This is a genomic window from Heliomicrobium modesticaldum Ice1 (genome assembly GCF_000019165.1).
Classification (GTDB): Bacteria; Bacillota; Desulfitobacteriia; order Heliobacteriales; family Heliobacteriaceae; genus Heliomicrobium; species Heliomicrobium modesticaldum.
The window spans coordinates 2,871,284-2,897,153 of record NC_010337.2; the positions used below are offsets into that span (position 1 = coordinate 2,871,284).

General features: G+C 49.0%; 25 protein-coding genes. 18 read left to right on the forward strand and 7 right to left on the reverse strand.

Annotation, left to right across the window (positions count from 1 at the left end; genetic code table 11):
• Position 1: 1 nt before the first annotated feature.
• The 7 genes from HM1_RS13290 to HM1_RS13320 form a co-directional block, all read right to left on the reverse strand.
• Positions 2-1,744 carry a DUF262 domain-containing protein gene (locus tag HM1_RS13290; protein ID WP_012283912.1) on the reverse strand — a complete coding sequence of 581 codons (1,743 nt, stop codon included), beginning with the start codon at positions 1,742-1,744 and terminating at the stop codon, positions 2-4.
• Positions 1,745-1,838: 94 nt separating this feature from the next.
• The gene (locus HM1_RS13295; protein ID WP_012283913.1) at positions 1,839-4,346 is read right to left on the reverse strand and encodes a DEAD/DEAH box helicase; all 2,508 of its coding nucleotides are present in this window, start codon (positions 4,344-4,346) and stop codon (positions 1,839-1,841) included.
• Positions 4,347-6,659 (reverse strand): site-specific DNA-methyltransferase, encoded by a 2,313-nt coding sequence (locus tag HM1_RS13300; protein ID WP_012283914.1) that lies wholly within the window; start codon positions 6,657-6,659, stop codon positions 4,347-4,349.
• Between the two features lie 19 nt (positions 6,660-6,678).
• Entirely contained in the window at positions 6,679-8,316 is a 1,638-nt protein-coding gene (locus HM1_RS13305; RefSeq protein ID WP_012283915.1) for a DUF2326 domain-containing protein, read from the reverse strand.
• Positions 8,294-8,533, reverse strand: a complete 240-nt coding sequence (locus tag HM1_RS13310; protein ID WP_012283916.1) for an ABC-three component system middle component 7 — start codon at positions 8,531-8,533, stop codon at positions 8,294-8,296. The genes HM1_RS13305 and HM1_RS13310 overlap by 23 nt, the downstream gene beginning before the upstream one ends.
• The gene (locus HM1_RS13315) at positions 8,517-9,755 is read right to left on the reverse strand and encodes an ABC-three component system protein (RefSeq protein WP_064504641.1); all 1,239 of its coding nucleotides are present in this window, start codon (positions 9,753-9,755) and stop codon (positions 8,517-8,519) included. Before HM1_RS13315 ends, HM1_RS13310 begins: the two co-directional genes overlap by 17 nt.
• A 24-nt stretch (positions 9,756-9,779) precedes the next feature.
• Positions 9,780-9,998: a helix-turn-helix domain-containing protein gene (locus HM1_RS13320; RefSeq protein WP_012283919.1), complete on the reverse strand. Its 219-nt coding sequence runs from the start codon at positions 9,996-9,998 to the stop codon at positions 9,780-9,782.
• A gap of 268 nt (positions 9,999-10,266) precedes the next feature.
• On the opposite strand from HM1_RS13320, the gene HM1_RS15620 reads away from it, so the two are divergent.
• The 18 genes from HM1_RS15620 to HM1_RS13410 all read left to right on the forward strand — a co-directional run bounded on the left by HM1_RS15620 (position 10,267) and on the right by HM1_RS13410 (position 25,818).
• On the forward strand, positions 10,267-10,476 hold the full coding sequence (locus HM1_RS15620) for a hypothetical protein (RefSeq protein WP_148207143.1): 210 nt from the start codon (positions 10,267-10,269) through the stop codon (positions 10,474-10,476).
• 152 nt (positions 10,477-10,628) lie between these two features.
• Positions 10,629-11,108 (forward strand): RNA polymerase sigma factor, encoded by a 480-nt coding sequence (locus tag HM1_RS13330; protein WP_012283920.1) that lies wholly within the window; start codon positions 10,629-10,631, stop codon positions 11,106-11,108.
• Positions 11,109-11,254: 146 nt separating this feature from the next.
• Positions 11,255-11,437, forward strand: coding sequence for a hypothetical protein (locus HM1_RS13335; protein WP_012283921.1), 183 nt, complete (start codon positions 11,255-11,257; stop codon positions 11,435-11,437).
• Positions 11,421-11,753 carry a hypothetical protein gene (locus HM1_RS13340; RefSeq protein ID WP_012283922.1) on the forward strand — a complete coding sequence of 111 codons (333 nt, stop codon included), beginning with the start codon at positions 11,421-11,423 and terminating at the stop codon, positions 11,751-11,753. Before HM1_RS13335 ends, HM1_RS13340 begins: the two co-directional genes overlap by 17 nt.
• The gene (locus HM1_RS13345) at positions 11,746-12,867 is read left to right on the forward strand and encodes a DUF2800 domain-containing protein (protein WP_012283923.1); all 1,122 of its coding nucleotides are present in this window, start codon (positions 11,746-11,748) and stop codon (positions 12,865-12,867) included. The genes HM1_RS13340 and HM1_RS13345 overlap by 8 nt, the downstream gene beginning before the upstream one ends.
• A gap of 13 nt (positions 12,868-12,880) precedes the next feature.
• On the forward strand, positions 12,881-13,459 hold the full coding sequence (locus HM1_RS13350) for a DUF2815 family protein (RefSeq protein ID WP_012283924.1): 579 nt from the start codon (positions 12,881-12,883) through the stop codon (positions 13,457-13,459).
• Complete coding sequence (locus tag HM1_RS13355; protein ID WP_012283925.1) at positions 13,456-15,396, forward strand: DNA polymerase; 1,941 nt, start codon at positions 13,456-13,458, stop codon at positions 15,394-15,396. Before HM1_RS13350 ends, HM1_RS13355 begins: the two co-directional genes overlap by 4 nt.
• Positions 15,397-15,476: 80 nt before the next feature.
• The gene (locus HM1_RS13360; RefSeq protein ID WP_012283926.1) at positions 15,477-15,683 is read left to right on the forward strand and encodes a hypothetical protein; all 207 of its coding nucleotides are present in this window, start codon (positions 15,477-15,479) and stop codon (positions 15,681-15,683) included.
• The gene (locus HM1_RS13365) at positions 15,680-16,348 is read left to right on the forward strand and encodes a Rha family transcriptional regulator (RefSeq protein ID WP_012283927.1); all 669 of its coding nucleotides are present in this window, start codon (positions 15,680-15,682) and stop codon (positions 16,346-16,348) included. Before HM1_RS13360 ends, HM1_RS13365 begins: the two co-directional genes overlap by 4 nt.
• Before the next feature lie 15 nt (positions 16,349-16,363).
• Positions 16,364-16,789 carry a DUF7768 domain-containing protein gene (locus HM1_RS13370; RefSeq protein WP_041314019.1) on the forward strand — a complete coding sequence of 142 codons (426 nt, stop codon included), beginning with the start codon at positions 16,364-16,366 and terminating at the stop codon, positions 16,787-16,789.
• Entirely contained in the window at positions 16,786-19,173 is a 2,388-nt protein-coding gene (locus tag HM1_RS13375; protein ID WP_012283930.1) for a virulence-associated E family protein, read from the forward strand. Before HM1_RS13370 ends, HM1_RS13375 begins: the two co-directional genes overlap by 4 nt.
• A gap of 165 nt (positions 19,174-19,338) precedes the next feature.
• Entirely contained in the window at positions 19,339-19,620 is a 282-nt protein-coding gene (locus HM1_RS13380; protein WP_012283931.1) for a VRR-NUC domain-containing protein, read from the forward strand.
• On the forward strand, positions 19,601-20,959 hold the full coding sequence (locus tag HM1_RS13385; RefSeq protein ID WP_012283932.1) for a DEAD/DEAH box helicase: 1,359 nt from the start codon (positions 19,601-19,603) through the stop codon (positions 20,957-20,959). The genes HM1_RS13380 and HM1_RS13385 overlap by 20 nt, the downstream gene beginning before the upstream one ends.
• Positions 20,956-21,405 (forward strand): hypothetical protein, encoded by a 450-nt coding sequence (locus HM1_RS13390; protein WP_012283933.1) that lies wholly within the window; start codon positions 20,956-20,958, stop codon positions 21,403-21,405. Before HM1_RS13385 ends, HM1_RS13390 begins: the two co-directional genes overlap by 4 nt.
• Before the next feature lie 127 nt (positions 21,406-21,532).
• Positions 21,533-21,889 (forward strand): HNH endonuclease, encoded by a 357-nt coding sequence (locus HM1_RS13395; RefSeq protein WP_041314022.1) that lies wholly within the window; start codon positions 21,533-21,535, stop codon positions 21,887-21,889.
• A 115-nt stretch (positions 21,890-22,004) separates the two neighbouring features.
• Positions 22,005-22,583 (forward strand): P27 family phage terminase small subunit, encoded by a 579-nt coding sequence (locus tag HM1_RS13400; RefSeq protein ID WP_012283934.1) that lies wholly within the window; start codon positions 22,005-22,007, stop codon positions 22,581-22,583.
• Positions 22,584-22,589: 6 nt separating this feature from the next.
• The gene (locus HM1_RS13405) at positions 22,590-23,822 is read left to right on the forward strand and encodes a site-specific DNA-methyltransferase (protein ID WP_012283935.1); all 1,233 of its coding nucleotides are present in this window, start codon (positions 22,590-22,592) and stop codon (positions 23,820-23,822) included.
• Positions 23,815-25,818: a DNA cytosine methyltransferase gene (locus HM1_RS13410; protein ID WP_012283936.1), complete on the forward strand. Its 2,004-nt coding sequence runs from the start codon at positions 23,815-23,817 to the stop codon at positions 25,816-25,818. Before HM1_RS13405 ends, HM1_RS13410 begins: the two co-directional genes overlap by 8 nt.
• Positions 25,819-25,870: the final 52 nt, after the last annotated feature.

Below are 25,870 nucleotides of genomic sequence, written 5' to 3' on the forward strand. Positions count from 1 at the left end.
TTTACTGCAACTCCTTTTTAAGTTTTTCAAGTAACAGTTTTTCTCTTTCCTCAAGAAAAACATCGAAATTACCAAATGACAAATCAACATCCGGTATATAGTGTTTCTTTTTATAATCTGCAAGTTCTCCAGCAGGAACCTTTTTACTAAGCCATTTATCAAAATCCATAGCCTTCTTTTCAATATTAGGGATATTCTCCAATAATTGCAGATTGCCAATATAGTTGCAGTTTTCGATAAAATCGTTTATTTTGCTTTGAGGGACGCCTTTAGCAGCCAGCCGCTTGGCAGTAAATTCACTTTTGGGGAAAATATGGTCAACATGAAAATTATGCCGCAAATCAGCCCAGGGGTATAATATTGAAAGAATTACCAAAGTATCACCCTGTCCGTACTTCGAATACAGCAGATTGTTTATGTCGTCCTCGGTAAATTGCAGAGTTCTGTTAGTACCTTTGAAGCGTTCAATGATTTTCTCCAATGGGAATCCGTTTGATCCGTATTGTTTGATTATGTCTCGAACCGGTTTTAATACACCGTCGGGTGAAAAACTGAATACTCGTTTAAGTAATGAAGATACAAACCACTGTTTAATATTGCGCCTATCCTCAATCCTTGAAGTGGATATTTCAAAGTTGTTTGGTAAGCCAATAGTTTTCAAGTAATAGGCAACCGGGATTATCAGGTTATTTGATGTGATGTTCTCCCGACTGAATCCAAAGCTGCTAATCAGCGTCAGTGCATCACGGATTGCCTTTGTAATGTTATCCCATTCGCTTTCTATTTTCAGCATATTGGTGCGGTTGAAATTATCTACCTTAAATGTGATATCCTCCATATCACACAAAACGAGACATGCTTTCAGGACAGCATCCTTGTTGATGTTAAAGCCATGCCCGATTTCGTTTATCTCATCGACAAAATCATTTATTTCCTCACGGGCATCCCGATTCTCCCACTGTGCCGTCGCAAAAGATAGCAAGAGGTCGGAATAACTGAGAGTAGTTCCTCCGCTGTTTACGCGAATAAAAATATTCAGCACCTTGTCAAGTTCCGCACTTTGCTCCAAGTAGTAACTGATTATAGGATTTACATGGATTACCTTATGTAGCTTGAATAACGCTCGATTCGCAAATTTCCCTTTTTCTTTATCGGGAGTTGACAATAAGCCCGACTCAAGCAGGTAATCATTTACTTCGTCCTGTTCTTTTAAATCCAGTATTTTGCCGACAGGAAACCAGTGATGGTTATCATCATTTGCTTTCGCTTCCGTATCGGTAAGAAACTCAAAATCATATTCAAAGTCCTCATCTTCCGGCCTTGAAAGCAGATTCAAATATAATTTTTTCTTTGGGTATGCCTGGGGATTGTCCCAGCGTTTATATGGCAACTTATCAGCATATGTCCCTTTCAAGGAGATATAAAGCGATGTCAGCCGTTGTTGACCATCCAGCACTGCCATAACATCGTCGCTGCCGCTAATATTTGCTTTTGGGTTGTGACGATTATCCTTTTTGTGATAATCCCGCAGAAATTCATAGAACTTGAAGTCAGATGCCTTCTCTTTCGGGACCTTCCAAAATAAAAATGCGTTGATAGGATAATCACGCATAAGACTGTCAAATAATTTTTTGATTTGCTCTTGACTCCATACAAATTCCCTTTGTATGGACGGCAAAAGATATTTTTTTGCATGAATGTCTGTTATAACCTCATTGATAGTTAGCGGCGTTTGAAACGACATAACGAAATCCTCCATTATCAATAATTATTTATCACCAAGGGGAAATCCTGTATCTCAATATAATTTATTGCAGAATGGCTGTCCCCATCAGAAGTTAATCCTCTCGCTCAGCATTTTCATCAAAAATTCTATCAAGTTCTTCATTTGAAGTAATGCCGCGCACTCTATTTCTAACAGGCGTTTTCGACATATCAAGGCGATAAAAATGGTCGCGGCCATCTACTCCTCGTTTTTGTCGAATCAACTGAATCCGTCCAAAAACATCCCAATGCTTCTCAGCAAACTTCGCTAAGCCCACTGCCTTGGGGTAATTATCCTTGCGACTTGGGTCATGCGGTTCCAATATATCAAAAATGTACCCTTGTGCATCGGCGCGGACAATCACTAAATCCGGGAACATGGAAGTGGTTATACCGCCGACTTCATACGGGATTTCAAGTGACCATTTTTTACGGTCGAGATTACGAAGCCAGCAAACAGCACCATTGTTCAGCTCTTCTGCAACAACTCCGCTTTCCCAGGGGTTCAGCGTTGCTTGGAATATCCCGTCCTCAGAGCAAAAGAGGTGCTGTTCAAGCTTAATGCTATCATCCGATACAGAGAAATCGATTGAATCCGGCAATACCCACGGTACAGCTATCGGTTGGGCTGAAGCATTGATTAATCTTTCATAGACAATCTTTCGCGCTTCGTTCAGCTTTGCGATGGCGCGTTTGTTGTTTTCGTAAAGATTAATAAATTCTTTCTCCGCATAGGTATCTATCCGCTCCATAGCGTCCGTATCACTTGTGAGAACAATAATTTCTTTTTTTATATCGATATGGTCGCGGGTACTGTGCCGGATCCAATACTCCTTATGCAAGCCCTCTCCCAAGAGCTTTCCGGCTTGTTCAAAATGCCGGGAAATATCAAATTCGGATACCGTCATAGTCTGTGTCGTCTCATCAAAGGAATAGGCATTGTCTCCATATTCAAATATCAGCGTCCCAAGAGGAAATCCGGTGATTGCAGCCGCCCGGCTGGCAAAGTCTCCGCTTTCTTTTATCCGTGCAATCTCCTCATCCATTTTTGATAAAACCGCATTTTTTACAGATTTCTGTGCTCCCAAGTCAATGCCATCCATTGTCAGCGCGCGGGAAAGCTGTATTAACAATTTGAGCGGTGCCTGCTTGCGGGACGAATCCACCCGATATGTGATAAGTTTATCCATTGCATCAAACACATCAGCATAGGCAAGATTGCGCCCAAGTGTAACAAGCTCTTTGTTAGTACCTGTTTCTGTAGGAATAATCGCTTCACTGTCACGTAAAGCATTGACCACATTCTTCACTGTATCTTCATCAAAGTACGGAAGAAATAGACTTACACTATTAAGCTCAGCATCGGAGGAAATCCTTCTTGCCAAGGGAGTACGAATCATGCGTCCCAAAAGCTGCGCAATATAAGTGTAGTCCTGCGCACTGCGGAATGACATCATCGTTTCAGCACGTGGGCAGTCCCAACCTGTGGAAAGGTTCATTTTGAAGAACACGACCTTTACATTTTCCTCGTCCTCAATTCGGGAGGCTTCAATTTGCTGAATATCAACGTCACGGACTTTAATCGTGCCGCGGTCATTGAATGTATGTACTACTTCGCCGGGCAGTAATTTGCGTCCCAGTGCTTCCTCCAGTAAATCAATGCAAGCACCCAAATCAGTATGGGTTACTTCACGCTCGTTGCCGTCCTCAACCTGAACAACAAGAATAGGATTTATCATTTTTTCGTCTTCGCGCTCACAGTAAGCTTTCCAGTGAGTGCACATTTTAAGCCAATTATCTACTGCACCTTTGAACATGGTCATATCGGCACTCAGCTGAATGTCTGGGTAGTGAATGATGATTCTGTCTTTCAAAAGCCCTGACTCACGCACTTCCTCAGGCGGAACGATGACTTTTTGAACTGTCGATGTCGTTCCAGCGATTAAGTTATCAAATCTCTGGGGTGTTGCGGTTACACCGATAACCAGGGGCATGACGCAAAGCCCGTCGTCCCTGCTTCCTTTGATGAATTTCTGCATAATGGACTGCGCCTTGTTCTCCGCCTGAACGGATGTGAATGTGCCTCTATGTGCCTCATCAATCACCACATAAAGCTGCTTTGGGTTACGTCTGGCAGTATTAGTGAGCGTCTCCCAAATAGAATACTGCCGCGTATCAGACGTTCCTGTCAGCAGCTTGTCAGAACCGAGTTTTTGTGTGTTCAGAAAATAGATGCGGCCGCCTTCAAAATACTCGGCGCTAAAGGTTGAATCGATAGTCACTAAGTCCCGCACACGGATTTTATCAGACTTGCTTTCGATTTTTAGTCGTGTTTGTTCATTGAGTTCGGGTGAATCGGAAAGCCAAATAAATACTGAATCTGGCTCACCTATGTGATCTGCACTTCCATATAGAATTTCCTCAAAAAGTGTGGTCATGATGATGGTTTTACCCGAACCTGTAGGCGCGGAAAAGGAAATCACTTGCGGGTCACGTTCGCTCCACATCAAGTGTGCCTTATTGATTTTTTCATGCAATTCGGCAAGAGCCGTTTCCTGAAATGGAAATAGTGTATCCCTCATTTACGAATCCCTCCTGCTTCCCAACACAAAGTTATCAATGTAATCGCGGTATAGTTGGTATGTGTTATTTATTTTTATGCCAGCGGTCATTTCGCGGAAAGCTTCCTCGGAGTATGTCACGAAATAGACCACTTTAATATTATCTTCTTCCGAAATCTTTTCGGCAAACTCGGCATATTTTGTTTCATCAACCAGAACTGCGAAGCCGTTCTGTGGAAGTATCAGCATCTCCGGTTCCTCATCACTGCTTATCTCCGGCCGCTGGCCAATTGCTCCGGATTTGAGCCACAGCAGCGGCAGTATCTCACGAAACTGTCGGCCAAGTGAAACACTGTTTTTATCCAAGAAGCCCAGCTTAAAGTATTCGACATTGGCAGGAAAGCCATCGCTCATGGGCCGTTTAACTTGCGATGTTACATTTATTGGACCAAGTAAGTCAGAAATCCGTGATTTAATTTCTTTGAATTTCCCCGTTTCTTTGACCACTATGTAAAAGTCTATGATGTGGTCTTGATCTTCTAACGCTTCCAGCCATGCATCAACAGCATTTACGTCGAATAAAATCGATGCTGAATGTTTCTCCGAAACAATGAATTTAGTGTCCGTTTTTACCAACGTTTGCGGTAGTTGTGTTTTTCCTTCCTTATCGCGAAGTAAAGAAACAAGCTGTTTTTTAGTACTAGTTGTTAGTTCTGTGGGATTTTCTATAAAACCAAGCTGATAGAATGAACGATCGACTTCCTTTGTTACAATCTGGTTTGTGAAATACTCTCCTGTTAGGACTGTACCGTCGTCACGTCTTCCAAGGATACTATACTTTGTCCTAGGCCAAGTTACCGAGCGGCAAATACCATGTTTTTCCCATTCAAGGTCACCGGGTTGATATCCTTTTTTTTGTAGAGCTTTTGATTCAGCATCCGATACCTCGTTATTCGTCACTAAAATGCAGCGGCGGTTACCATTATCCTCTATGTTCAGTAAATTTACCGCATGGAGCGTTGTTCCACTGCCAGCAAAGAAGTCGACAATAAGGGCGTTAGGTTTCCCTGAAACAACATGCCATAATGCATCATGAACAGCATAAAGCGATTTCGGATAAGAGAAAGTTGTATCTAGCATTGAATTGATCATTTTAGTGCCATATTCTTCAGCATTATATAATGGGTCAGTCCATATCGTTTTTGTATTTTCACTTTCGCGCTGAATATGTATTTCTATTGTTCCTGAGTTATTTACTGCTCTTAAGAATGGTAGCACTTCATCTTCATTCTTTTTGCTATATCTCCATTTTCGCTCGATACCTTGTGAATCGATAGGGTAAACATATATATAATCTCCAATTTTAACATTGGCCCCTTCAGGATGTTCGTCAAGAGGTAGAACATCACCAAACTTAACGATATTAAGTTCTGCGTCAACAATAACAGGATAAAATGTGGTTGCTCGAGCCGTCTGGCTTCGTTTTGACTGATTTCCCCATTTTCTAAAATTACTAATCTCACCACCCAAATGACTTTTTTTATAAATCTCGCTCGTTTTTGAAACTACAAATATTGCTGTTTCATGAGTAACTGCAAATTTTTCTCCTTGTGTACCTCTAGGATTATGTTGAATAGGCACTGAAAATAGTTTTCTATCAGGGAATATTTCATTAAGGAGCATAGTAAGATGAGCGTGTTCATTATCATCAATAGTAACAATCAAAACACCATCATCGGCAAGAATTCTCTTTGCAATCCTCAGCCGTTTTTGCATCATTGAGAGCCACTTACTGTGACGCCAATTATCACTGGAATCTACATAGTCATTATTGTATTTCCAATCCCGGGCACCTGTGTTGTATGGTGGGTCAATATAAATACAATCAACTTTCTTAGGGTAGAGATATTCCAGTAACTGAAGAGCGTGGTAGTTGTCTGCTTCAATGAGAGTATGCCATAAGCTACTATCAGGCGCATTCTCTACAGAAGCAATCGGCTGGAGCATGGGAAATATCGGTTCGCCGAACTGAGCAACCGAAACCAGCTCCGTAAGCGGGATGGTCAAAGTATCGCCTGTTGCCTTGTTACGGCAAAGGGCGGTATCACCATCTAGTTTCACCACTGTGTAAATATCATTGATGTGTCCAGTTTTCCGTGCAACGGTTGAACCACGTTTAACAGGAACATCGTAAAGCGGCGTGCACTCAGGGATGTGCTCCTCGAATACAAGTCCGAATTTTTTATTTTTAGATAGGCGGGCAAATTCCTGTTCCAATCGACTACGTAAAGATGCGTCAGGGATTTGTCGCAGTAAATCATTGATTGCAGCCATACTTTAGCTCCTCCTATGCTTAATCATTCGATTCATACTTGCTCCACGAACGGCCGAAAAGCTCATTTCCGTCCGACAATCGCAAAACTGCCGTAGTTTCTAAAATCTCATGTGCCTTTGCGGTCGTAGAATCAGCCTTATCAAATGCAATGAAAATCTGTCGTCCACTGTCCATATAACGTTCCAATATGTGTTCCAGATGTATATCCTCAATACGCTTAAGAATATTGGAATCATGAATGAGTGCTGGAATCGGGCGTAATTCAAGTACACTCAAATCATATATCACAAGGCTCTTGAACGCAGTACCTTCACTGGTATTACCGGGCGTTCCAAAAAAGATGTCCTTTTGCGGTGTGATTTGCAAAAGAGGCGCTGTTTCCTGTTGCTCGGTCACAACACCGTTTATTAATTCCATGCGCATATTGATGGCGTCTTGTATCTCTTCCAGCTTTTCGGTTTGCTGTTGTAATAGTTCTGCCAGCCTATGCTCTGCTTCGGCGCGGGCTTCCTGTAATTCTTTCTGGTGAATCAGCTCAGCGGTTTCTTCTTCAAGCCTGTCAATGCTTTTTGACACGTTGACACATTGAGAGAGCACTCGTTCCGACATCTCCTTTGCCAAACCGGACTCCTCGATCTTTTGATGTAGGCGTTTGATTTCCTTATCGCAATGCTCAATAAGCGGTTGCAAACGTTCTATTTCTTGAGCCATCTCTTCACTCAGAATTTCCCTGATTTTCTTATGGAAATGCTCAATCTCCTCGAACGCTTTTATATCAGTATTTGGGAAGAAATGCACCAAGGAATCAAATTCACTGGCGGTTTCGGGATTACTGTCAGCAATATTACTCTCAATAGCATTAAGCTGCGACTGCAGACGGTTACGCTTGCGGATAAAACTGTTCAACTCTTTTTGAGCCACTGTTATCCGTTCAAATGTCTGAGTATCAAAACCGAACATCGCTAATTGGGCTTCTTCACTGTTTTTCATCAGCTTTTGAAGTCTTTTCTTCAGTGACTCTATAGTCTTCCGATTCATTTCGATTTTCTCGATGTCCACCTGCTGACGCTGGCGCGATTTGAGCTGCGAGAATTTAACACCAAGTTCTTCCTCCATGCTCTTGATGGCAGCGAGAATATTGTGGTGACCAAACAGCTTCATTAGAAAATCAACGGCTTTTTCATCCTGTTCCCGGGGCTTTACCAGCAGAGGATACTTTTCCAGTGTATTTTCACGCCCATAAATACGAAAGTAACGCTCTGTGATTTCTGGAAATGTGAGAGCTGGCAGCCCAACCTTGTATTCCTGAAAGAGAAAGCTCCGGAATTCGTCCAGCGTCAATTTCGCAATGAAATGGTGATCCTTATCACAGCGATAAACATTTTTAGGATTATCGGTACTCCGGTAAAAGTAATGGGGCTGTTCTTCAAATTGGTGAGTGAAATAGATGGTATGGGGACCTATTTCCTTTTTAATATCATCCGACAGGGAGTAGTAGCTTTCGCCACCGAATGCATAGTCAATAATCCACAGAAATGTTGATTTGCCGATGGCATTGCTGCCGCCCGCACTGCCTAAAACCGTATTAAGGCCCGAATTAAAGCGGATGGTTTGATGCTCCGGCGCAAATTTCTCACTTCGAATTTCTGTCAACATAGCGTAGTACCCTCCCTTCCTCGATTATTTCAATTTTTCCCAAAGCAAACAGGCAGTCTAAAGCGCTTAGAAAATCACCCATATCCTTTTTGGCTGACGTGGTCAGTTCAAACAGCTCTTTAGGGGACATATCTCTCTGCGTCAATGCTTCTAAGATGTCTGGGAAACGGGCAATGACGCTGTTTGAATAGGATGTAACTTTATTCGGCAATCTCATCGAACACCTCACACCTTTGCACGAAATAGGAGATTATTATCTTGCAGGCTTCTCTATATTTGCGGCTAGTCTTTTCAAACAATGTATCAGCAAGCAGGTTGTAAATATCGCTTTGGGATGTCAGCTTTTCGCTTGCATCCTCATACATCCGCTTAACGCTCTTGGCAAATCTGTCTACATTCAGTTTGTTTTCCCCGGATAATCGATCTAATGCATTATTGACGCCTTCGTACAACTGCCTGACATCAAAAAGCACTCGCTCTTTCAACCGCTTTTCAGTGATTTTTCTCTCAACCTTTACAGGTTCAATTTTGAGTCGTGTATCGTCAGTAACATCCATCAACTGGACTTCACGAAGCACATATTCAACTTGCTTTTCTAACGCATATCGTGACGTTGCATCCCTTGCCGCCATAAGATTTTCCAAGTCATGCTTGTCCGAAAGCAAAGCCGATTTTTCTTCTTCAGAGGCATTGCGCATTTCGCGTTCACAGTCAACACAAAGAACAACATCATCGGTTTCGGAAAGGTGAACGACCTTAGCGTAGTTAACGTCGTTACCTTCCTTTTTTATGCCCAACAGTCTTCCGCATTTTTGACACTTACCCCCAGTTTCTGCTAGAAGCACTAAGGAGTGAGTGTCAATCGCGATTTCATCGGCTGTCTCCGTAGAAAATCTGCTATATGCCGTAAGGAAGCTTATATTCGTTTTTTGAGCCTCAAAAGATTGTATGTACTCGTCAGTTATCTTTTTTACATTTTCTTCACAATTTCTGTTTTCAACATTGACTGCTGTATAAAGGAAAATTCCGGCAAGAAAATCCTCCAGAACAAAAGCATCACGTCCTGCGATATTTTTCTTTGTCATGTCATTCACTTTTTCAACAACTGTGTCTGGCTCAATTGTGTCATCAGAAGCAATCATGTCCTTCAACGCAAGAACGATGAGGCTCTTTTTGTTGCTATCCAACAAGGGAAGGATGTTCTGTTTAAAGTAATTTGAAGCAGCACGAGCATCTGCTGTCGGAGCAACATCAGTCACATAGGGCGATAGATTTTTTTTACCGAGTATCAAATCTGAAACAGTACCATCATCGCTACGAATATCATAATCAGGCGCAATAGAGAGCAGTATGGTACCGCATAGCCGCTTCTGCGTAACTCTTTTTGCCATGCATATTTTCAGAATTGTTGCAAACGTACCAAAGCACAGCCTTTTCAAACATTGCGCCCCCTTTCAATGAATTTAGATAGTCGGAGTCTCATCATCGACATAGTCAACAATATCGCCAATGTTGACATCAAGCGCCTTACATATTCTGGCTAACACATCCATGCTTACCGGCAAGTCCTTACTCATCTTCGCCATCGTTGTCGATGTCAAATTCGTCTTCGCCATCAAATCTTTTTTCATCATCTTTTTATCAATTAAAAGTTTCCATAGTTTGTTATAACTAAATGCCATTCTATCGCCTCCAAGCACTACACGGTATTCAAAGACGCGTTTCTATTATTTTAGCAAACTACTAAGCGAATTTCAATAATAAATTTGATTATGCTGATTCTACCTCTGCAAACGCTTAGTTCCTTTGGCGATAAAAAGCGAATCGAAATTTGCTGAGCCACGGCGGAGGGGCAGCGGAGTTGTGGCTGAGGACTTATCATGTTCGAATCAATAAAATTAACACAGACGGTCAGACAAGTCGTACTTTTTGCAAAAAGGAGGACAACCCATGGAAGAGATTCGCGATTGTAACGGTCGTATTGCCTGTAAGGGAAACGCAGCTACAGGACTTGTGGAAGTTGTATATAAACGATGCAAAACCAGTACACAAATACCTATCGGAGGAACGTTCAGGATTGAACGTGAAGGCATTGTGACAATAGTCACACGAATAAATGATACTGCTTTCCACGTAGAAAGCCATTTCTGCGTAGCGTAAGCGTTAATCAACTGAATAGAGAATCCGCAGAGCTGCACGACGGTCTGGATTAGTTCTCATATAAGAGGACTATCCCGGCCGTCGTTTTTTGTTCTACGGATTTATTCGGCTCCTCCGGAATTCAAAAATTTGAAAACCAAAGGAGTCAAATTATGGAAAACCAAAAACATTACATCCCCATCGATGGTCAACAAATCACTGTTACCGAAGAAAGTTACCGCGCTTACAAGCGTCCGGCATGGGCAGAACGCAAGCGCAAAGAACGTGAAAAGCGCTGTGTTATCAGCAACGGAAAGGGTGGCATAAAACGCTGCACCGGCGACTGCAGCAAGTGCGAGAAACAGCGGACAGGCAGTATCCTCTCGCTCGACAGCCTTACTGAAGAAAGCGGCTTTGAACCTTCCGACCCCATTGATATCGCCGAACTCATAGCGGACAAGCTGCTTTTCGAAGAGCTTTACGCCGCTCTGGAGGAACTGGACCCGGACAACCGCAGAATCATGGAACTCTTCAGCATTGGCAAATCCGAGCGGGAAATCGCCGCCGAAATCGGCCTGTCGCAGAAGGCGGTCAACAAGCGCAAGAACAAGCTGTTTGCCCAGTTACGCCAACGCCTCAAAGACTTTATCTGATCCTTACACTCACGCCCTCTGGTGTCCTATGGATATCAGAGGGCAGCACCAAAAAAGAAAATTTCCAATACCAGTACTCAACTTTCCATCTTCTGTCCTGTGGAAGATGAGGGAAATAAAAGAGCCCTCGGAACGGAGGTTTAAAAATGGATACACAAGCAAAACAAGCCGACATCGAATGCCGTGACCGTGAGATGGACGAGGAATTGGCGGATGTCCTCACGGCAATCAGCGTGGTGTCAAAACGCCTAGCCCGGAAGCTGACAATGCTTTCACGGCAGGACGAACATAAGGAGGAAGGAGGAAAATCGGATGAGCAAAATGAGTGAACTGTCCCTTGCGGTAACGGAACTGAAGCGCTGCGGTGAAGCCCTTATCGGCATATCGGAATCGCTTGCAGCCTTGTTCAGCGGTAATGAGGATGTTCAGACTGCGGATCAGCCGAATGCAGAAGTCTCTGCGCAGGTTGAGAAGCCCATTACACTTGAGGCAGTCAGGGCTGTGCTTGCGGAAAAGAGCCGCGCCGGGCATACCGCCGAAGTCCGCGCTCTGCTTGAAAAGCACGGTGCTGCGAAGTTGTCGGAAATCGACCCTTCAGAATATCCGGCACTGCTTGCGGAAGCCGAGGTGCTGGGAAATGGGTAAACACTCTCTCCTTTCGGCCTCCTCTTCTCACAGGTGGCTGAACTGCCCGCCTTCCGCAAGGCTTTGTGAGAGTTATGAGGACAAGGGCAGCGACTATGCCGCCGAAGGAACGGACGCTCATACGCTCTGCGAGTATAAGCTGAAGACCGCGCTCGGTATCCGTGCCAAAGACCCAACCTCCGACCTTACCTACTACAACGAAGAGATGGAGGACTGCGCTAACGGCTATGCCGCCTACATCCTCGAAATTGTGGAAACGGCAAAGCAGACCTGTGCTGACCCGGTTGTCCTCATCGAACAACGGCTCGACTTCTCCAAATATGTTGAGGGCGGCTTCGGCACCGGCGACTGTTTGGTTATCGCAGACGGTACGCTCTACATCGTGGATTACAAGCATGGCCAGGGCGTTTTGGTGGAAGCCGAGGATAACCCGCAAATGATGCTATATGCACTGGGAGCCTTGGAAATCTTCGATGACATCTATGACATCGTTACGGTTTCCATGACCATCTACCAACCAAGGCGCGACAACGTATCCACCTACACGGTTTCCAAGGAATCATTGTACCAATGGGCTGAGGAAGTCCTGAAACCGGCAGCCGAACTCGCTTACGCCGGTGGCGGGCGATTTAACTGCGGCGAATGGTGTCAGTTCTGCAAAGTAAAGCACGAGTGCCGCGCCAGAGCCGAACACAACCTGGAACTCGCCCGATATGACTTCAAGCTTCCCCCTCTGCTGGAGGACGCCGAGGTTGAGGATATCCTCGGGAAAATTGATGACTTGGTCTCATGGGCCAACGACATCAAGGACTACGCCCTGCAGGCTGCCCTCGGCGGTAAGCAGTGGAACGGGTGGAAACTGGTCGAAGGCCGATCCAACCGCAGATACACCGACGAGTCCGCAGTGGCTGACGCAGTCAGCGCGGCGGGATTCGATCCATACGAACGCAAGGTTCTGGGCATCACCGCCATGACATCTCTGCTCGGGAAAAAACGCTTTGAAGAAGTTCTCGGCGGCTTCATTGATAAGCCACCCGGCAAACCGACGCTTGTGCCGGAAAGCGATAAACGCCCGGCAATCCATACCGCGCAACAAGACTTTAGTGAATTTTAAGGAGGAAAATCTTATGTCAAACAACACAAACAAAGCCAACGCAAACCCTATGAAGGTTATCACCGGCCCCGACACCCGCTGGTCTTATGCCAACGTCTGGGAGGCCAAGTCCATAAACGGAGGCACTCCGAAGTTCTCCGTATCGCTTATCATCCCCAAGTCCGATACTCGCACCATAGCAAAACTCAAGGCCGCAATTGAAGCCGCCTACCACGAGGGTGAAGCCAAGCTGAAAGGCAACGGCAAAACCGTACCGCCCCTTTCCGCTATCAAGACACCTCTGCGTGACGGTGATACCGAACGCCCTGACGATCCTGCCTATGCCAACGCCTACTTCATTAACGCCAACTCCTCGACCGCACCCGGCATCGTGGATGCCGACCGCCAGCCCATCCTTGACCGTTCCGAGGTTTACAGCGGCGTCTACGGCAGGGCAAGTATCAACTTTTATGCCTTTAACAGCAACGGAAACAGGGGCATCGCCTGCGGACTGAACAATCTGCAGAAAATCCGTGATGGCGAACCACTCGGCGGCAAGTCCAGGGCTGAAGACGATTTTGCTACCGAAATCGATGAGGACTTCCTCTCGTGAGGGCGCTCAATATCGACATAGAAACGTACAGCAGTGTAGACCTCGCCAAAAGCGGGGTCTATCGCTATACGGAATCCCCGGACTTTGCAATCCTGCTCTTCGGATATTCCGTTGATGGCGGCGAGGTTCAGGTGGTTGACCTCATGTGTAGCGAAGCAATCCCATCCAAAGTCGTCGATGCACTAACCGATAAGGATGTGACGAAGTGGGCTTTCAACGCCCAGTTTGAACGCATCTGCTTGTCAAAGTGGTTAGGGTTGCCCACAGGTCAATATCTTGATCCAATGTCATGGCGCTGCACGATGGTGTGGTCGGCATACATGGGCCTGCCCCTCTCCCTTGAAGGAACCGGCGCCGTCCTTGGCCTTGAAAAGCAGAAGCTCACGGAGGGCAAAGACTTAATTCGGCATTTTTCTGTGCCGTGCAAACCTACAGTCTCCAATGAAGGCCGTACAAGAAACCTGCCAATCCACGCCCCGGACAAATGGGCTGCATTCAAGGCCTACAACCTTCGCGATGTTGAAACTGAGATGGCGATACAGCAGAAGCTGGCTAAGTTTCCCGTACCCGAGGGCGTTTGGGGGGAATACCACCTCGATCAAGAGATTAACGACCGTGGCGTTGCTCTGGATATGGATCTCGTGCGTCAAGCCATCGAAATGGATAACCGATCCCGTTCCAAACTGACTGGCATGATACGTGAATTGACTGAGCTGGAGAATCCCAACTCCGTGGTTCAGATGAAGCAGTGGCTTTCCGACCACGGCCTTGAAACCGATACGCTTGGCAAGAAGGCTGTGGTGGAACTTTTAAAGACTGCATCAGAACCGCTCGGTAAGGTGTTGGAACTCAGGCAGTCACTGGCAAAGTCATCGGTCAAGAAATATACGGCCATGGAAAACGTAGTCTGCACCGACGGTCGCGCCCGTGGAATGTTCCAATTTTACGGCGCCAACCGAACCGGCAGATGGGCAGGCAGATTAATACAATTGCAGAACCTGCCCCAGAACCACATGCCCGACCTGGAACAGGCCCGAAGCCTTGTGCGTTCCGGCAACTTCGCAGCTTTGGAAATGCTCTACGACTCAGTGCCGGAGGTACTGTCGGAACTCATCCGTACCGCCTTTGTGCCGAAAAAAGGCTGTAAATTCATCGTGGCGGACTTCTCGGCGATTGAAGCGAGGGTCATCGCCTGGCTTGCGGGCGAAAAATGGCGGCAGGAGGTCTTTGAATCCGGCGGCGATATCTACTGTGCTTCCGCTTCCCAGATGTTCCATGTTCCTGTGGAAAAGAACGGTGTCAACGGCCACCTGCGGCAAAAAGGCAAAATCGCGGAACTCGCCCTCGGATACGGCGGGTCGGTCGGTGCGCTCAAAGCTATGGGCGCATTGGAGATGGGGCTTGAAGAGGAGGAACTTCAACCACTTGTTTCCGCCTGGAGATCCTCGAACCCCAAAATCGTGAGACTCTGGTGGGATATTGACCGTGCCGCCATGAAGGCAGTCAGGGAGCGCACCACCACAGAAACACACGGCATCCGCTTTTCCTATCAGAGCGGGATGTTCTTTATAACGCTCCCTTCCGGCAGGCGTCTTGCCTATGTGAAGCCGCGTATTGGTCAGAACCGCTTCGGTTCGGACTGCATCACCTACGAAGGTGTCGGCGGCGCAAAGAAATGGGAACGGATTGAAAGCTATGGCCCGAAACTCACGGAAAATATCGTGCAGGCCACGAGCCGGGACATCCTCTGCTATGCCATGCGGAATCTTAGGCACTGCTCCATCGTGATGCACGTTCACGATGAGATTGTTATCGAAGCTGACCGCCGAATGTCCACCGAGGCTGTATGCAAACAAATGGGCCAAACACCACCCTGGGCAAAAGGCCTTTTACTGCGGGCGGATGGATATGAAACAGATTTTTACAAAAAAGATTGATGCTTTTGGTACTCACAGCGACAGTTTCTGTCCTGAGAGTTTTAGAGGGCAATGATGCCTTCAAGAATGGAGGTTTGCCTATGTTCTATGTAAGAGAAAAGATCAACGACACAGTGGGGATCACCGTGGAAATCCACGATGACAATGTGTTCTGTACCTGCCCCGGCTGTGGGTGTGAGGTCAGGATTGACCTTGCGGAACTGTTCAACGACGGTGAAGGTGATCTGTACGGTACGGCGGTTTACTGCCCGGAATGCAGCAGGTCAAGATTGGAGGGAAACAGATGAAGGAATTAATTCCAAAAGACAAATACGGCGTTTTCGCCGATACCAACGACACTGCGAGGGTCGACAGCCTGTTTGTTGCCCGGTATTTCGAGAAGGAACATTTCCACGTTCTTCGCGATATAGCAAAAATCACTGACACCAAATCTGGATTGAGTGAGGACTTCACTAAATCCAATTTTGAGCAGACCTTTTACAAGGACAGTACCGGGAGAAAACTGCCGTGCTACATGATGACCCGCGACGGTTTCACCATGCTGGTCATGGGATATACGGGGCAGAAAGCGATGAGGTTCAAGGAACTGTATATCAGGCGCTTTAACGAGATGGAACAGTTTATCAAAACACTTGTCGCCGCCCGTAAGGAATTCCCGCTGCTGACCGAAAACATCAAGCTGCTGCATGAAAATCCCAAGCCATACCATTTCAGCAACGAGTGCGACATGATAAACCGCATTGTTACCGGGATGTCGGCAAAACAGTTCAGGCAGGCACACGGCCTTGAAAAAGGCACCAGCATCCGCCCTTACCTGACGGACGAGCAGGTCAGGATGATGGAAACGCTACAGAAGGTCGATATCGGCTTGCTGGTTGCCGTACCGGATTACGAACAGCGCAAGCGCCACCTGGAATGGTATAAGCTGAAGCTGCTCGAAAAGCCGGCGTGAAAGCGAGGTCGACCTATGGGCATCAATAAATTCAACTCGGAAGGTTATTACGACCCCACCGCCTATGAGGCCTTGACAGCTGTAGAGCAAGAGGAAAAAGCCGCAAAAGCTTTCAGGCCCCTTGTATATATCTGTTCCCCATATTCCGGGAATGTCGAAAGCAACATCAAGTCGGCCAGGCGGTACAGCCGGTTTGCGGTTGAAATGGGATATATCCCTTTCACACCGCACCTGCTTTACCCTCAATTTTTAGATGACGACAACCCGGCTGAATGCAGCCTGGGTTTACTCTTTGGCAATGTACTTATGTCAAAATGCGCGGAAGTCTGGGTGTTTGGCGGCTATATCTCCTCCGGAATGAACGCTGAGATTGAAAGAGCCAAGCGAAAGAAATACACCATCAGATATTTTTCTGATGACTGCAAGGAGGTCTCGGAATGAAGATTTCATACGGTAACAGCCGCATGGATAAGAAGTGGAAAAACAGCGACATCTCCTGGGATGACTTTTGCACACGGGTTAATACCACTGTCCGCACCACGGAAACCGTGGAGGAATACCGAAAACTGAAGAAAGGTCAGCAGGACGCTATCAAGGATGTCGGCGGCTATGTGGCCGGCCACCTAAAGTCGGGCCGCCGTAAAAAGGGATTTGTACTCTGCCGCTCCATGATCCTTCTGGATATGGACTACGGCACTCCGGGCGTTTGGGACGAAGTCATTATGAAGTGCGACTTTAGGTGCTGTGCCTACTCTACACATAAGCACACTCCTGAAAAGCCCCGTATCCGCCTTGCCATCCCGCTCTCCCGTGATGTCAGCGAAGCGGAATATCCTGCGGTAGCCCGGATGGTGGCAAAGGACATTGGAATTGACCTTTTTGACGATACGACCTATGAAGCCCACCGGCTCATGTACTGGCCGTCCACCTCTATGAACGGCGAATTCTGGTTCCGGAAGAAGGATGGAATCGACATTAACCCGGATGAATACCTTACCCGCTATGACGATTGGCAGGACGAGTCCACTTGGCCGCGCTCCAGCCGTCAATCCGAGGTGGTGCGGAGCGGTGTCGCCGAAGCAGGGAATCCGCTCACCAAGCCGGGCATCATCGGTGCGTTCAACCGTACCTATACCGTTGAGGAGGCAATCGAAGCTTTCCTCTCCGATGTATATGAGCCATCCGCCATGAACGGCAGATACGACTATATCCCAGCTGACAGCAGTGCGGGCGTGGTTATCTATGACAGCGTGTATGTGTACAGCCATCACGCCACCGACCCCGCCTGCGGAAAACTGCTGAATGCTTTTGACCTGGTACGGCTTCATAAATTCCGCGCCCTTGACGATAAGTCCGCCGAAGATACCCCGGTGAGCAAGCTGCCGTCCTATAAGGCAATGACGGAGCTTGCGGTAAATGACGAGCGTGTGAAGCTGCTTTTGGCAGAAGAACGCCGGGCGCAGGCATCGGCCGAATTTGCCGAAGAAGATACGGACTGGGAGAAAAACCTCGAGTATGAACCGCGCTCCACCGTGCTTAAAAACTCCCTTGGCAATCTTCTGCTCATCCTGAAAAACGACCCAAAGCTGCAAGGCATCCGCTATAACCGCCTTGCGAATCAGATTTACGGCGATGACGCCCTGCCGTGGGAACGCCCCTACCAGGCATGGCGGGATGCGGATATGGCGCAGCTTGTGGCTTATGTGGATAAAACCTACGGCACGTTTTCTTCCCGCAACTATGAGCTTGCGCTCACTAAGGCTGCGGACGACCGTGCCTATCATCCTATCCGCGATTACCTCGACAATCTGCCCGAATGGGATGGCACCAAGCGGGTGGAAACCTTGCTTGTCCGGTATTTTGGCGCGGAGGATACGGAGTATACCAGGATGGTTACCCGAAAAACTCTCGCGGCGGCGGTGGCCCGTATCTATCAGCCGGGCATTAAGTTCGACTCCATGCTGGTGCTGAACGGACGGACCGACCTCGGCAAGTCCACCTTCTTTGCCCGGCTTGCCGGGGAATGGTTTTCCGACAGCCTGAATTTTACCGATATGGGCAAAGGCAAAGATGCCGCAGAGAAAATCCAGGGTGTCTGGATTGTGGAAATCCCCGAACTGGCGGGCCTGTCAAAAATGGATGTCAACAACATCAAAGGCTTCCTTTCCCGGCAGGACGACCAGTACCGCCCTTCCTACGGGCGAACAGTAGAAAGCCATCCGCGCCAATGTATTATCGTCGGCTCCACGAATGCGGAAAATGCTGGATTCCTTCGTGATACCACCGGAAACCGCCGTTTCTGGGTCGTGCGTGTCTGGGGTGGCAGTAAAAAAGGCTGGGATTTGCCCGAAACCGATGTGCCTCAAATTTGGGCGGAAGCGAAGCACTACTGGAAGCAAGGCGAAAAGCTTTATCTTGAAGGCAGCGCGGCAGAACAGGCAAAAGCTGAACAGACGACGGCCCTTGAAGCCGATGAGCGCGAAGGCGTGGTTCGCGAATACCTCGATATGCTTCTGCCGGATAACTGGTACGACATGGATTTATACAACCGGAAACATTACTTTTCCTCGGACGACCCATTGCATCCGGAAGGCAAAAACCAGCGTGAGTTTGTCAGCAATATGGAAATCTGGTGCGAATGCTTCGGCAATGACCGAGGTAAGTTCGAGCGCCAGGCTGACAGCTACAAAATCAAGCTGATCATGCAAAAGATTGGCGGCTGGGTATATTCAGGCCAGAAAAAGAAAATCAAGGGCTATGGCGCCCAGTATGTGTGGGTACGAACCATAGACGGAACCGGAAATTCCAATCTTGGAATCTCTTAGAACCTTGATATATCAACGCTTTTTCCAAGGGTTCCATAGTTCCAATATAAATAAAGAATTATGGATATAGGAAAAGAGCTATCGTGTGTACCCGCATATACGCGCGTATAGGTTATATGGAATTCGTGGAACTTTAGAACCTTGGAACTGGCAGAAAGGACTTGTATGAGAGAAAAAACCATAGAAATAAAACTCAAAAACACAGTCAAGTCAATGGGCGGCATCGCCCTGAAGCTGATATCACCGGGTTTCGATGGGGTGCCTGACCGCTTAGTACTGCTCCCCCATGGGAAGCTGGCGTTCATAGAACTCAAGGCATCGGGCAAACGGCCGCGCCCGTTGCAGGAAAAACGAAAAAGACAACTGGAAGCGTTAGGCTTTTTAGTATTCTGCATTGACGGTGCCGGGCAGATTGGAGGAATCCTTGATGAAATACAGTCCTCATGACTATCAATCCTATGTGACAAATTTCATACTGGAACACCCTATCTCAGCGGTATTTCTGGATATGGGGCTTGGCAAAAGCGTTATTACCCTTACCGCCATCTTCGACCTTGCGCTTGACAGCTTCCTCATCCGCAAAGTGCTGGTTATCGCCCCGCTGCGGGTTGCAAGGGACACATGGCCTGCGGAAATCGAAAAGTGGGACCACCTAAAAGGCCTGACATACTCGGTGGCTGTCGGTACGGAGCAGGAACGCAGGTTTGCGCTTATGCAAAACGTCGATGTGTATCTGATCAACCGTGAAAACGTGGACTGGCTGGTAAACAAGAGCAAGCTGCCCTTCGACTACGACATGGTGGTGGTTGATGAGCTTTCCTCCTTCAAGGCATACGGTTCAAAGCGGTTCAAGGCACTGCGCCGTGTCCGTCCGAAGGTAAAACGCATCGTGGGGCTGACAGGTACCCCTTCCGGTAACGGCCTCATGGATTTATGGGCGGAAATCGGCATTCTCGACATGGGCCAGCGGCTCGGCCGATTCATCACCCATTACCGTAACAGCTTCTTTACCCCGGATAAGCGCAATCAGCAGGTTGTTTTCAGTTATAAGCCCCTGCCCGGGGCGGAGGACGAGATTTACCGCCGTATTTCCGACATCACGATAAGTATGAAAAGCACAGACTACCTCAAGATGCCGGAATGCGTGATAAACGAGATCCCCGTGCGGCTGTCGGAAAAAGAGAAAAAAGTTTACGAAACCATGAAGCGAGAGCTCGTCCTTTCACTGGAAGGGCAAGAGATTGATGCCGGAAGCGCCGCGAGCCTGTCGAACAAGCTGCTGCAGATGGCTAATGGTGCAGTTTATGCCGATGATGGCTCAGTTGTCAATATCCACGGCCGTAAGCTTGACGCCTTAGAAGATATCCTTGAAGCCGCCAATGGCAAGCCCGTTCTGATCGCCTACTGGTATAAGCATGACCTAAACCGTATACTTAAGCGTTTCCCCGCCGAGCGGCTGGATAGCGTCGATTCCATCAGGCGATGGAATGACGGCGAAATCCCGGTAGCAGTCATCCACCCGGCTTCTGCCGGCCACGGTTTGAACCTGCAGGCCGGTGGTTCCACCCTCGTATGGTTTGGGCTGACATGGTCGTTGGAACTCTACCAGCAGACCAACGCCCGGCTCTGGCGTCAGGGGCAAAAAGAAACCGTGGTCATCCACCACATTATCACCAAGGGTACGATTGACGAGCAGGTTATGAAAGCATTACGGCTCAAAGACAAAACCCAGACCGCTTTGATTGATGCGGTCAAGGCAAACCTTGAAAAGGAGGCTGGCATATGATTGCGCTGAAATATATCAATAAGAACGCCGCTACGGTAGCCGCCATACGCGACTACGAAAACATGCGGTTTATCATCAACAACACGCCCCAGGAAATCAAGGATGTGTATGAGCAAATGGCTTCACCCAGGGGTCCCAAACTGTCCGGGCTGCCGTCCGCAAGGAACCCCCAGGCGGGGGCCGATAAGCTGGCCGCGCAGATTGACAAGCTGGACATCCTGCGGGAACGCTACAGCCAGGCGATAGAGTACATGGCTTGGTTTGAGCCTGCGTGGTCTAGCATGACCGACACCGAACAGCATATCCTATCTGAATTCTACATGGGTGATAACCAGAAGTCCGGCGCAACCTACCGCCTGATGAGTGAACTCAGCTACAGCGAGCGGAAGATTGAGCAGATGCGCAGTGACGCCCTGAAACACCTGCGGATTCTTCTCTTCGGATAAAGTGTGCGGAATTCATGCGGTTTGTTTGCGGACGGGCGTTGTATAATGGTAGCATCGAAAACTGTGATCAGAGCCTTCACGGGGAAACTCGCGGGGGCTTTTTGTTTGCCCCAAGCGAGGTGGCCCAATGCCATACAGACCAAAGCGTCCGTGTTCCCACCCCGGCTGCTCGAAGCTGACGGGCGGCAGATTCTGTGAGAAGCACGCCAAGGAAGAAGCAAAACGATACGAACGCTACCAGCGCGACCCCGCCGTAAGGAAACGCTACGGCAGGACGTGGAAGAGAATCCGCGACCGCTACATCGCGGCGCACCCGCTTTGCGAGCAATGCGAGAAGCAAGGACGGATCACACCCGCCGAGGAAGTACACCACATCAAGCCGCTGTCCCAAGGCGGCACCAACGATATGAGCAACCTCATGTCGTTATGTACCCCCTGCCACTCCGAGATCACCGCCCGAGAAGGCGGACGCTGGGACCGGTAGGGGCGGTCGAAATCTCTGTGACTTCTCTCGCGTGCAACGGGCGTGGGGTCACGCGCGAAAAAATACCGGTTCAAACAGGGGATTAAAGCCCTGCCACGAAGGGAGGTGACGGCGCGTGGCAAAAGACGGAACAAACAGAGGAGGCCGCCGCGTGCGCGCCGGGGACAAACCACAACCCCTTGCAGAGAAGATCGCAACGGGGAAAGCCGCCCGGATTTTAGAAGCCACGGATCTGCACCCCGAGTCGATGCTCGAAGCAAGCGACCTTGACGGCGCGGCGGATTTATATGGCGAAGACATGCCGGAGCCGAGTGACTACCTCCGGGCAAGACAAAAAGACGGGAAACCGCTGGGCGCCGATGCGCTGTTTATTGAAACGTGGAAGTGGCTCAAAGAGCGCGGTTGCGAGAAGTTCGTCAACCCCAGGCTGATTGAAGCCTATGCGCAGGCATTTACGCGTTATATCCAGTGCGAAGAGGCTATTAGCACCTACGGGCTTCTGGGCAAGCACCCTACTACAGGCGGTGCGATCACCAGCCCCTTTGTGCAAATGAGCCAGTCGTTCCAGAAGCAGGCAAATCTCATCTGGTATGAGATTTTTGACATAGTCAAGCAAAACTGCACCACGGCTTTCGTCGGCAATCCGCAGGACGATATCATGGAAGCCCTCCTGTCGGGCAGGAAAGGACGGTAACGCTTTATGAATACAACCGAGCGTTTTGAAAAAGTGAATACAGACAAACTGGTGCCGTATGCCCGCAACGCTCGTACCCATAGTAAGGAACAGATACTCCAGCTTCGGGCGAGCCTTCGCGAGTTCGGTTTTGTCAATCCGGTCATCGTGGATAAAGACCTGAACATTATTGCCGGACACGGCCGCGTCCTCGCCGCTAAGGAGGAAGGCATTGCGGAGGTTCCCTGCGTGTTCGCAGAACACCTGACCGAAGCCCAGAAAAGAGCCTACATTATCGCAGACAACCGCCTTGCGCTGAATGCAGGCTGGGATGCTGAGATGCTTTCGGTGGAGCTCTCTGACCTGCAGGGAGCGGACTTCGATATTTCGCTCCTTGGCTTCGATGATGCCGAACTGAATAAGCTGATGGGCAACATCGAAGATATTAAAGACGATGACTTTGACGTGGAGGGCGAACTGCAAAAGCCCGCCGTCACAAAACCGGGCGACCTGTGGCTGCTGGGGCGTCACCGCCTTGTCTGCGGCGACAGCACCAAACCGGAGACCTTCTCCCTGCTCATGGACGGAAAACTCGCCAACCTCGTGGTCACAGACCCTCCGTATAACGTCAATTACGAGGGAAAGGCGGGAAAAATTAAGAACGACAACATGGCGGATGACAAGTTTTACCGGTTCCTGCTGGACGCTTTCACATTGACCGAAAAGGCGATGGCGAAGGAAGCGTCCATCTATATATTCCATGCGGACACCGAGGGCCTGAACTTCCGCAGGGCATTTTCCGACGCCGGGTTTTATCTGTCGGGGACGTGCATCTGGAAGAAGCAATCGCTGGTATTGGGCCGGTCGCCCTACCAGTGGCAGCATGAACCCATTCTCTTCGGCTGGAAGAAAGCGGGCAAGCATGCCTGGTACTCCGACCGCAAGCAGTCCACCGTCTGGGAATTCGACAAGCCGAAGAAGAACGCCGACCACCCCACGATGAAGCCTGTGCCGCTTATTGCCTACCCGATCCTCAACTCCAGTATGACAGGCTGTATTGTCCTCGACCCCTTCGGAGGTTCGGGCAGCACCCTCATCGCCTGCGAGCAGACCGACCGAATTTGCCACACGGTCGAACTGGATGAGAAATTCTGCGATGTTATCGTGAAGCGGTACATCGAACAGGCAGGTACAGATAATGTAATCCTTATACGGGGTGGTGCAAAGATTCCCTACAGTGAGGTGACTGCTGATGGATAGACAGCTTACCCTCGGCTCGCTCTTCGACGGCTCCGGCGGCTTTCCGCTCGGAGCCGTTTTAAATGGGATAACCCCGGTCTGGGCTTCGGAAATAGAGCCGTTCCCCATCCGTGTGACCACCAGGCGGCTGCCGCAGATGAAGCACTACGGCGACATCTCCTGTATAAACGGAACGGAAATCGAACCAGTGGACATTATATCCTTTGGCTCGCCCTGCACCGATATGTCGGTCGCGGGCAAGAGAGCCGGCCTTAAAGGCCCACAATCCGTTCTATTTTACGAGGCAATCAGGATCATTAAAGAAATGAGGTGCGCTACAAATGGGCGGTACCCAAGATTTATCCTGTGGGAGAACGTGCCCGGCGCGTTTTCCTCAAACAAAGGACGCGACTTCAAGGCCGTCCTCGACTCAATCGTACAAATCGCCGAGCCGGAAGCCCAGGTGCCTGCGCCTGACAAAAACGGCTGGCCTTACGCCGACATTCTCGTGGGCGACGGATGGAGCGTTGCTTACAGGACTGTTGACGCGCAATATTTCGGGGTCGCCCAACGGCGCAAAAGAATCTACCTTGTCGCTGATTTTGGAAGCGAACGCGCCGGAGAGGTTCTATTTGAGCCCGAAGGCGTGTCAAGGGATTTTACGCCGGGCTTCCCTACGGGGCAAAGAACTTCCGTCAATTTTAAGGACTGCCCTGGAGAGCCAATCCGCGTCTTAAACGACCAAGGCGGCTCTTGCATGTCGGTCACGGAAGGACTGACCGCCACGCTCCGTGCAGAAGAACACGGGCATCAGCCCATTGTGTTTGAACCGGGCGCCGTTTCAAGGATTGGCGGCCACTTGGACGAGGGCATGGCGGGAACGCTGCGCGCCGATATGGGCGACAACCAGTTGGCTGTCGCCATCCCTATAAACACACAGGTTGCTACAAGGCATATCTCCCTTGGCGAAAGCACGGGATTCGGAGTGGGAGAAGACGGTGACCCCGCATACACGTTGCAAGCCAACCACTCCCATGCCGTGGTAGTTGAAAATCACCCTGCGGATTGCAGAGTTACGCTGGACAAAAGCGGCAAGGTACAGACCCTTACTTCCCGCATGGGGACAGGGGGCAACAACGTACCTCTGACCCTGAAGATACGTTCCGGCTGCGAAGGCGGCGGCAAGGGCGCACTGATTCAGGATGATATGTCCGCAACCCTGTCCTGCAACAACGACCAGACGGTGTTCGTACCGAAGGTATTTGGGATTTGTTCCAAGGACAGTAACGCCATGAAGTCTGCTAACCCACGCAGCGGAATTTATGAAGCCGATACCTCCCGAACACTGAATGCCAACGGCGGCAACCCCTCCTGCAACCAGGGAGGCATGGCTATTGTGGCATTCACCCAGAACCAACGGGAGGAAGTCCGGGATTTGGATAACCGTGCCGGAGCAATCGCCGCTGAACCGGGCATCCACCGGCAGACTTACGTACTCCAAGGAAGCATGATCGGGCGTGAGGAAAAGAATGGCCCGCAAGGTGATGGAGTAAATAAAGATGTGTCCTTTACCCTCAACACCTGTGATAAACATGCTGTGGCTTATGCCATGACCACTGGCGGCTTCACCGAGGTGCATGAGGAAAAGGCATCCACCCTCATGGCCCGGGACTATAAGGACGTGCAAATCGTAAACCGCCCGCTGTATATCGTCCGCAGGCTCACGCCAACCGAATGCGCAAGGCTTCAAGGCTTCCCTGATTGGTGGTGTAGCGGACTGGAAACACCGGAGCCGACCGATGGGGAAATCGAATGGTGGGCTGACGTGTTCGAGACATACCGCAGAATCATGGGTACATCCTCAAAGCCCAAAAGCCGGAAGCAGATTGTGAAATGGCTTCAGAACCCGCACAGCGACAGTGCGGAATATAAGATGTGGGGCAACGGCGTGGCCCTCCCGTGCGTATGCTTCGTCCTTTGCGGCATTGTGTCATTGGCGCAAAAAGAGCCGGGGTAAACCTTATCATTCTGCGAATATATAGCTTGCTATTCCACAGCTTCTGAGTGAT

What these genes read in the sequence shown, in the direction of transcription:
- HM1_RS13295 (WP_012283913.1), bottom strand. Translation starts at nt 4,346, where the DNA reads ATGAGGGATACACTATTTCCATTTCAGGAAACGGCTCTTGCCGAATTG.
- HM1_RS13290 (WP_012283912.1), bottom strand. Translation starts at nt 1,744, where the DNA reads ATGTCGTTTCAAACGCCGCTAACTATCAATGAGGTTATAACAGACATT.
- HM1_RS13350 (WP_012283924.1), top strand. Translation starts at nt 12,881, where the DNA reads ATGTCAAACAACACAAACAAAGCCAACGCAAACCCTATGAAGGTTATC.
- HM1_RS13370 (WP_041314019.1), top strand. Translation starts at nt 16,364, where the DNA reads ATGGGCATCAATAAATTCAACTCGGAAGGTTATTACGACCCCACCGCC.
- HM1_RS13395 (WP_041314022.1), top strand. Translation starts at nt 21,533, where the DNA reads ATGCCATACAGACCAAAGCGTCCGTGTTCCCACCCCGGCTGCTCGAAG.
- HM1_RS13300 (WP_012283914.1), bottom strand. Translation starts at nt 6,659, where the DNA reads ATGGCTGCAATCAATGATTTACTGCGACAAATCCCTGACGCATCTTTA.
- HM1_RS13390 (WP_012283933.1), top strand. Translation starts at nt 20,956, where the DNA reads ATGATTGCGCTGAAATATATCAATAAGAACGCCGCTACGGTAGCCGCC.
- HM1_RS13405 (WP_012283935.1), top strand. Translation starts at nt 22,590, where the DNA reads ATGAATACAACCGAGCGTTTTGAAAAAGTGAATACAGACAAACTGGTG.
- HM1_RS13410 (WP_012283936.1), top strand. Translation starts at nt 23,815, where the DNA reads ATGGATAGACAGCTTACCCTCGGCTCGCTCTTCGACGGCTCCGGCGGC.
- HM1_RS13380 (WP_012283931.1), top strand. Translation starts at nt 19,339, where the DNA reads ATGAGAGAAAAAACCATAGAAATAAAACTCAAAAACACAGTCAAGTCA.
- HM1_RS13320 (WP_012283919.1), bottom strand. Translation starts at nt 9,998, where the DNA reads ATGGCATTTAGTTATAACAAACTATGGAAACTTTTAATTGATAAAAAG.
- HM1_RS13335 (WP_012283921.1), top strand. Translation starts at nt 11,255, where the DNA reads ATGGATACACAAGCAAAACAAGCCGACATCGAATGCCGTGACCGTGAG.
- HM1_RS13345 (WP_012283923.1), top strand. Translation starts at nt 11,746, where the DNA reads ATGGGTAAACACTCTCTCCTTTCGGCCTCCTCTTCTCACAGGTGGCTG.
- HM1_RS15620 (WP_148207143.1), top strand. Translation starts at nt 10,267, where the DNA reads ATGGAAGAGATTCGCGATTGTAACGGTCGTATTGCCTGTAAGGGAAAC.
- HM1_RS13340 (WP_012283922.1), top strand. Translation starts at nt 11,421, where the DNA reads ATGAGCAAAATGAGTGAACTGTCCCTTGCGGTAACGGAACTGAAGCGC.
- HM1_RS13330 (WP_012283920.1), top strand. Translation starts at nt 10,629, where the DNA reads ATGGAAAACCAAAAACATTACATCCCCATCGATGGTCAACAAATCACT.
- HM1_RS13375 (WP_012283930.1), top strand. Translation starts at nt 16,786, where the DNA reads ATGAAGATTTCATACGGTAACAGCCGCATGGATAAGAAGTGGAAAAAC.
- HM1_RS13385 (WP_012283932.1), top strand. Translation starts at nt 19,601, where the DNA reads ATGAAATACAGTCCTCATGACTATCAATCCTATGTGACAAATTTCATA.
- HM1_RS13365 (WP_012283927.1), top strand. Translation starts at nt 15,680, where the DNA reads ATGAAGGAATTAATTCCAAAAGACAAATACGGCGTTTTCGCCGATACC.
- HM1_RS13360 (WP_012283926.1), top strand. Translation starts at nt 15,477, where the DNA reads ATGTTCTATGTAAGAGAAAAGATCAACGACACAGTGGGGATCACCGTG.
- HM1_RS13310 (WP_012283916.1), bottom strand. Translation starts at nt 8,533, where the DNA reads ATGAGATTGCCGAATAAAGTTACATCCTATTCAAACAGCGTCATTGCC.
- HM1_RS13305 (WP_012283915.1), bottom strand. Translation starts at nt 8,316, where the DNA reads ATGTTGACAGAAATTCGAAGTGAGAAATTTGCGCCGGAGCATCAAACC.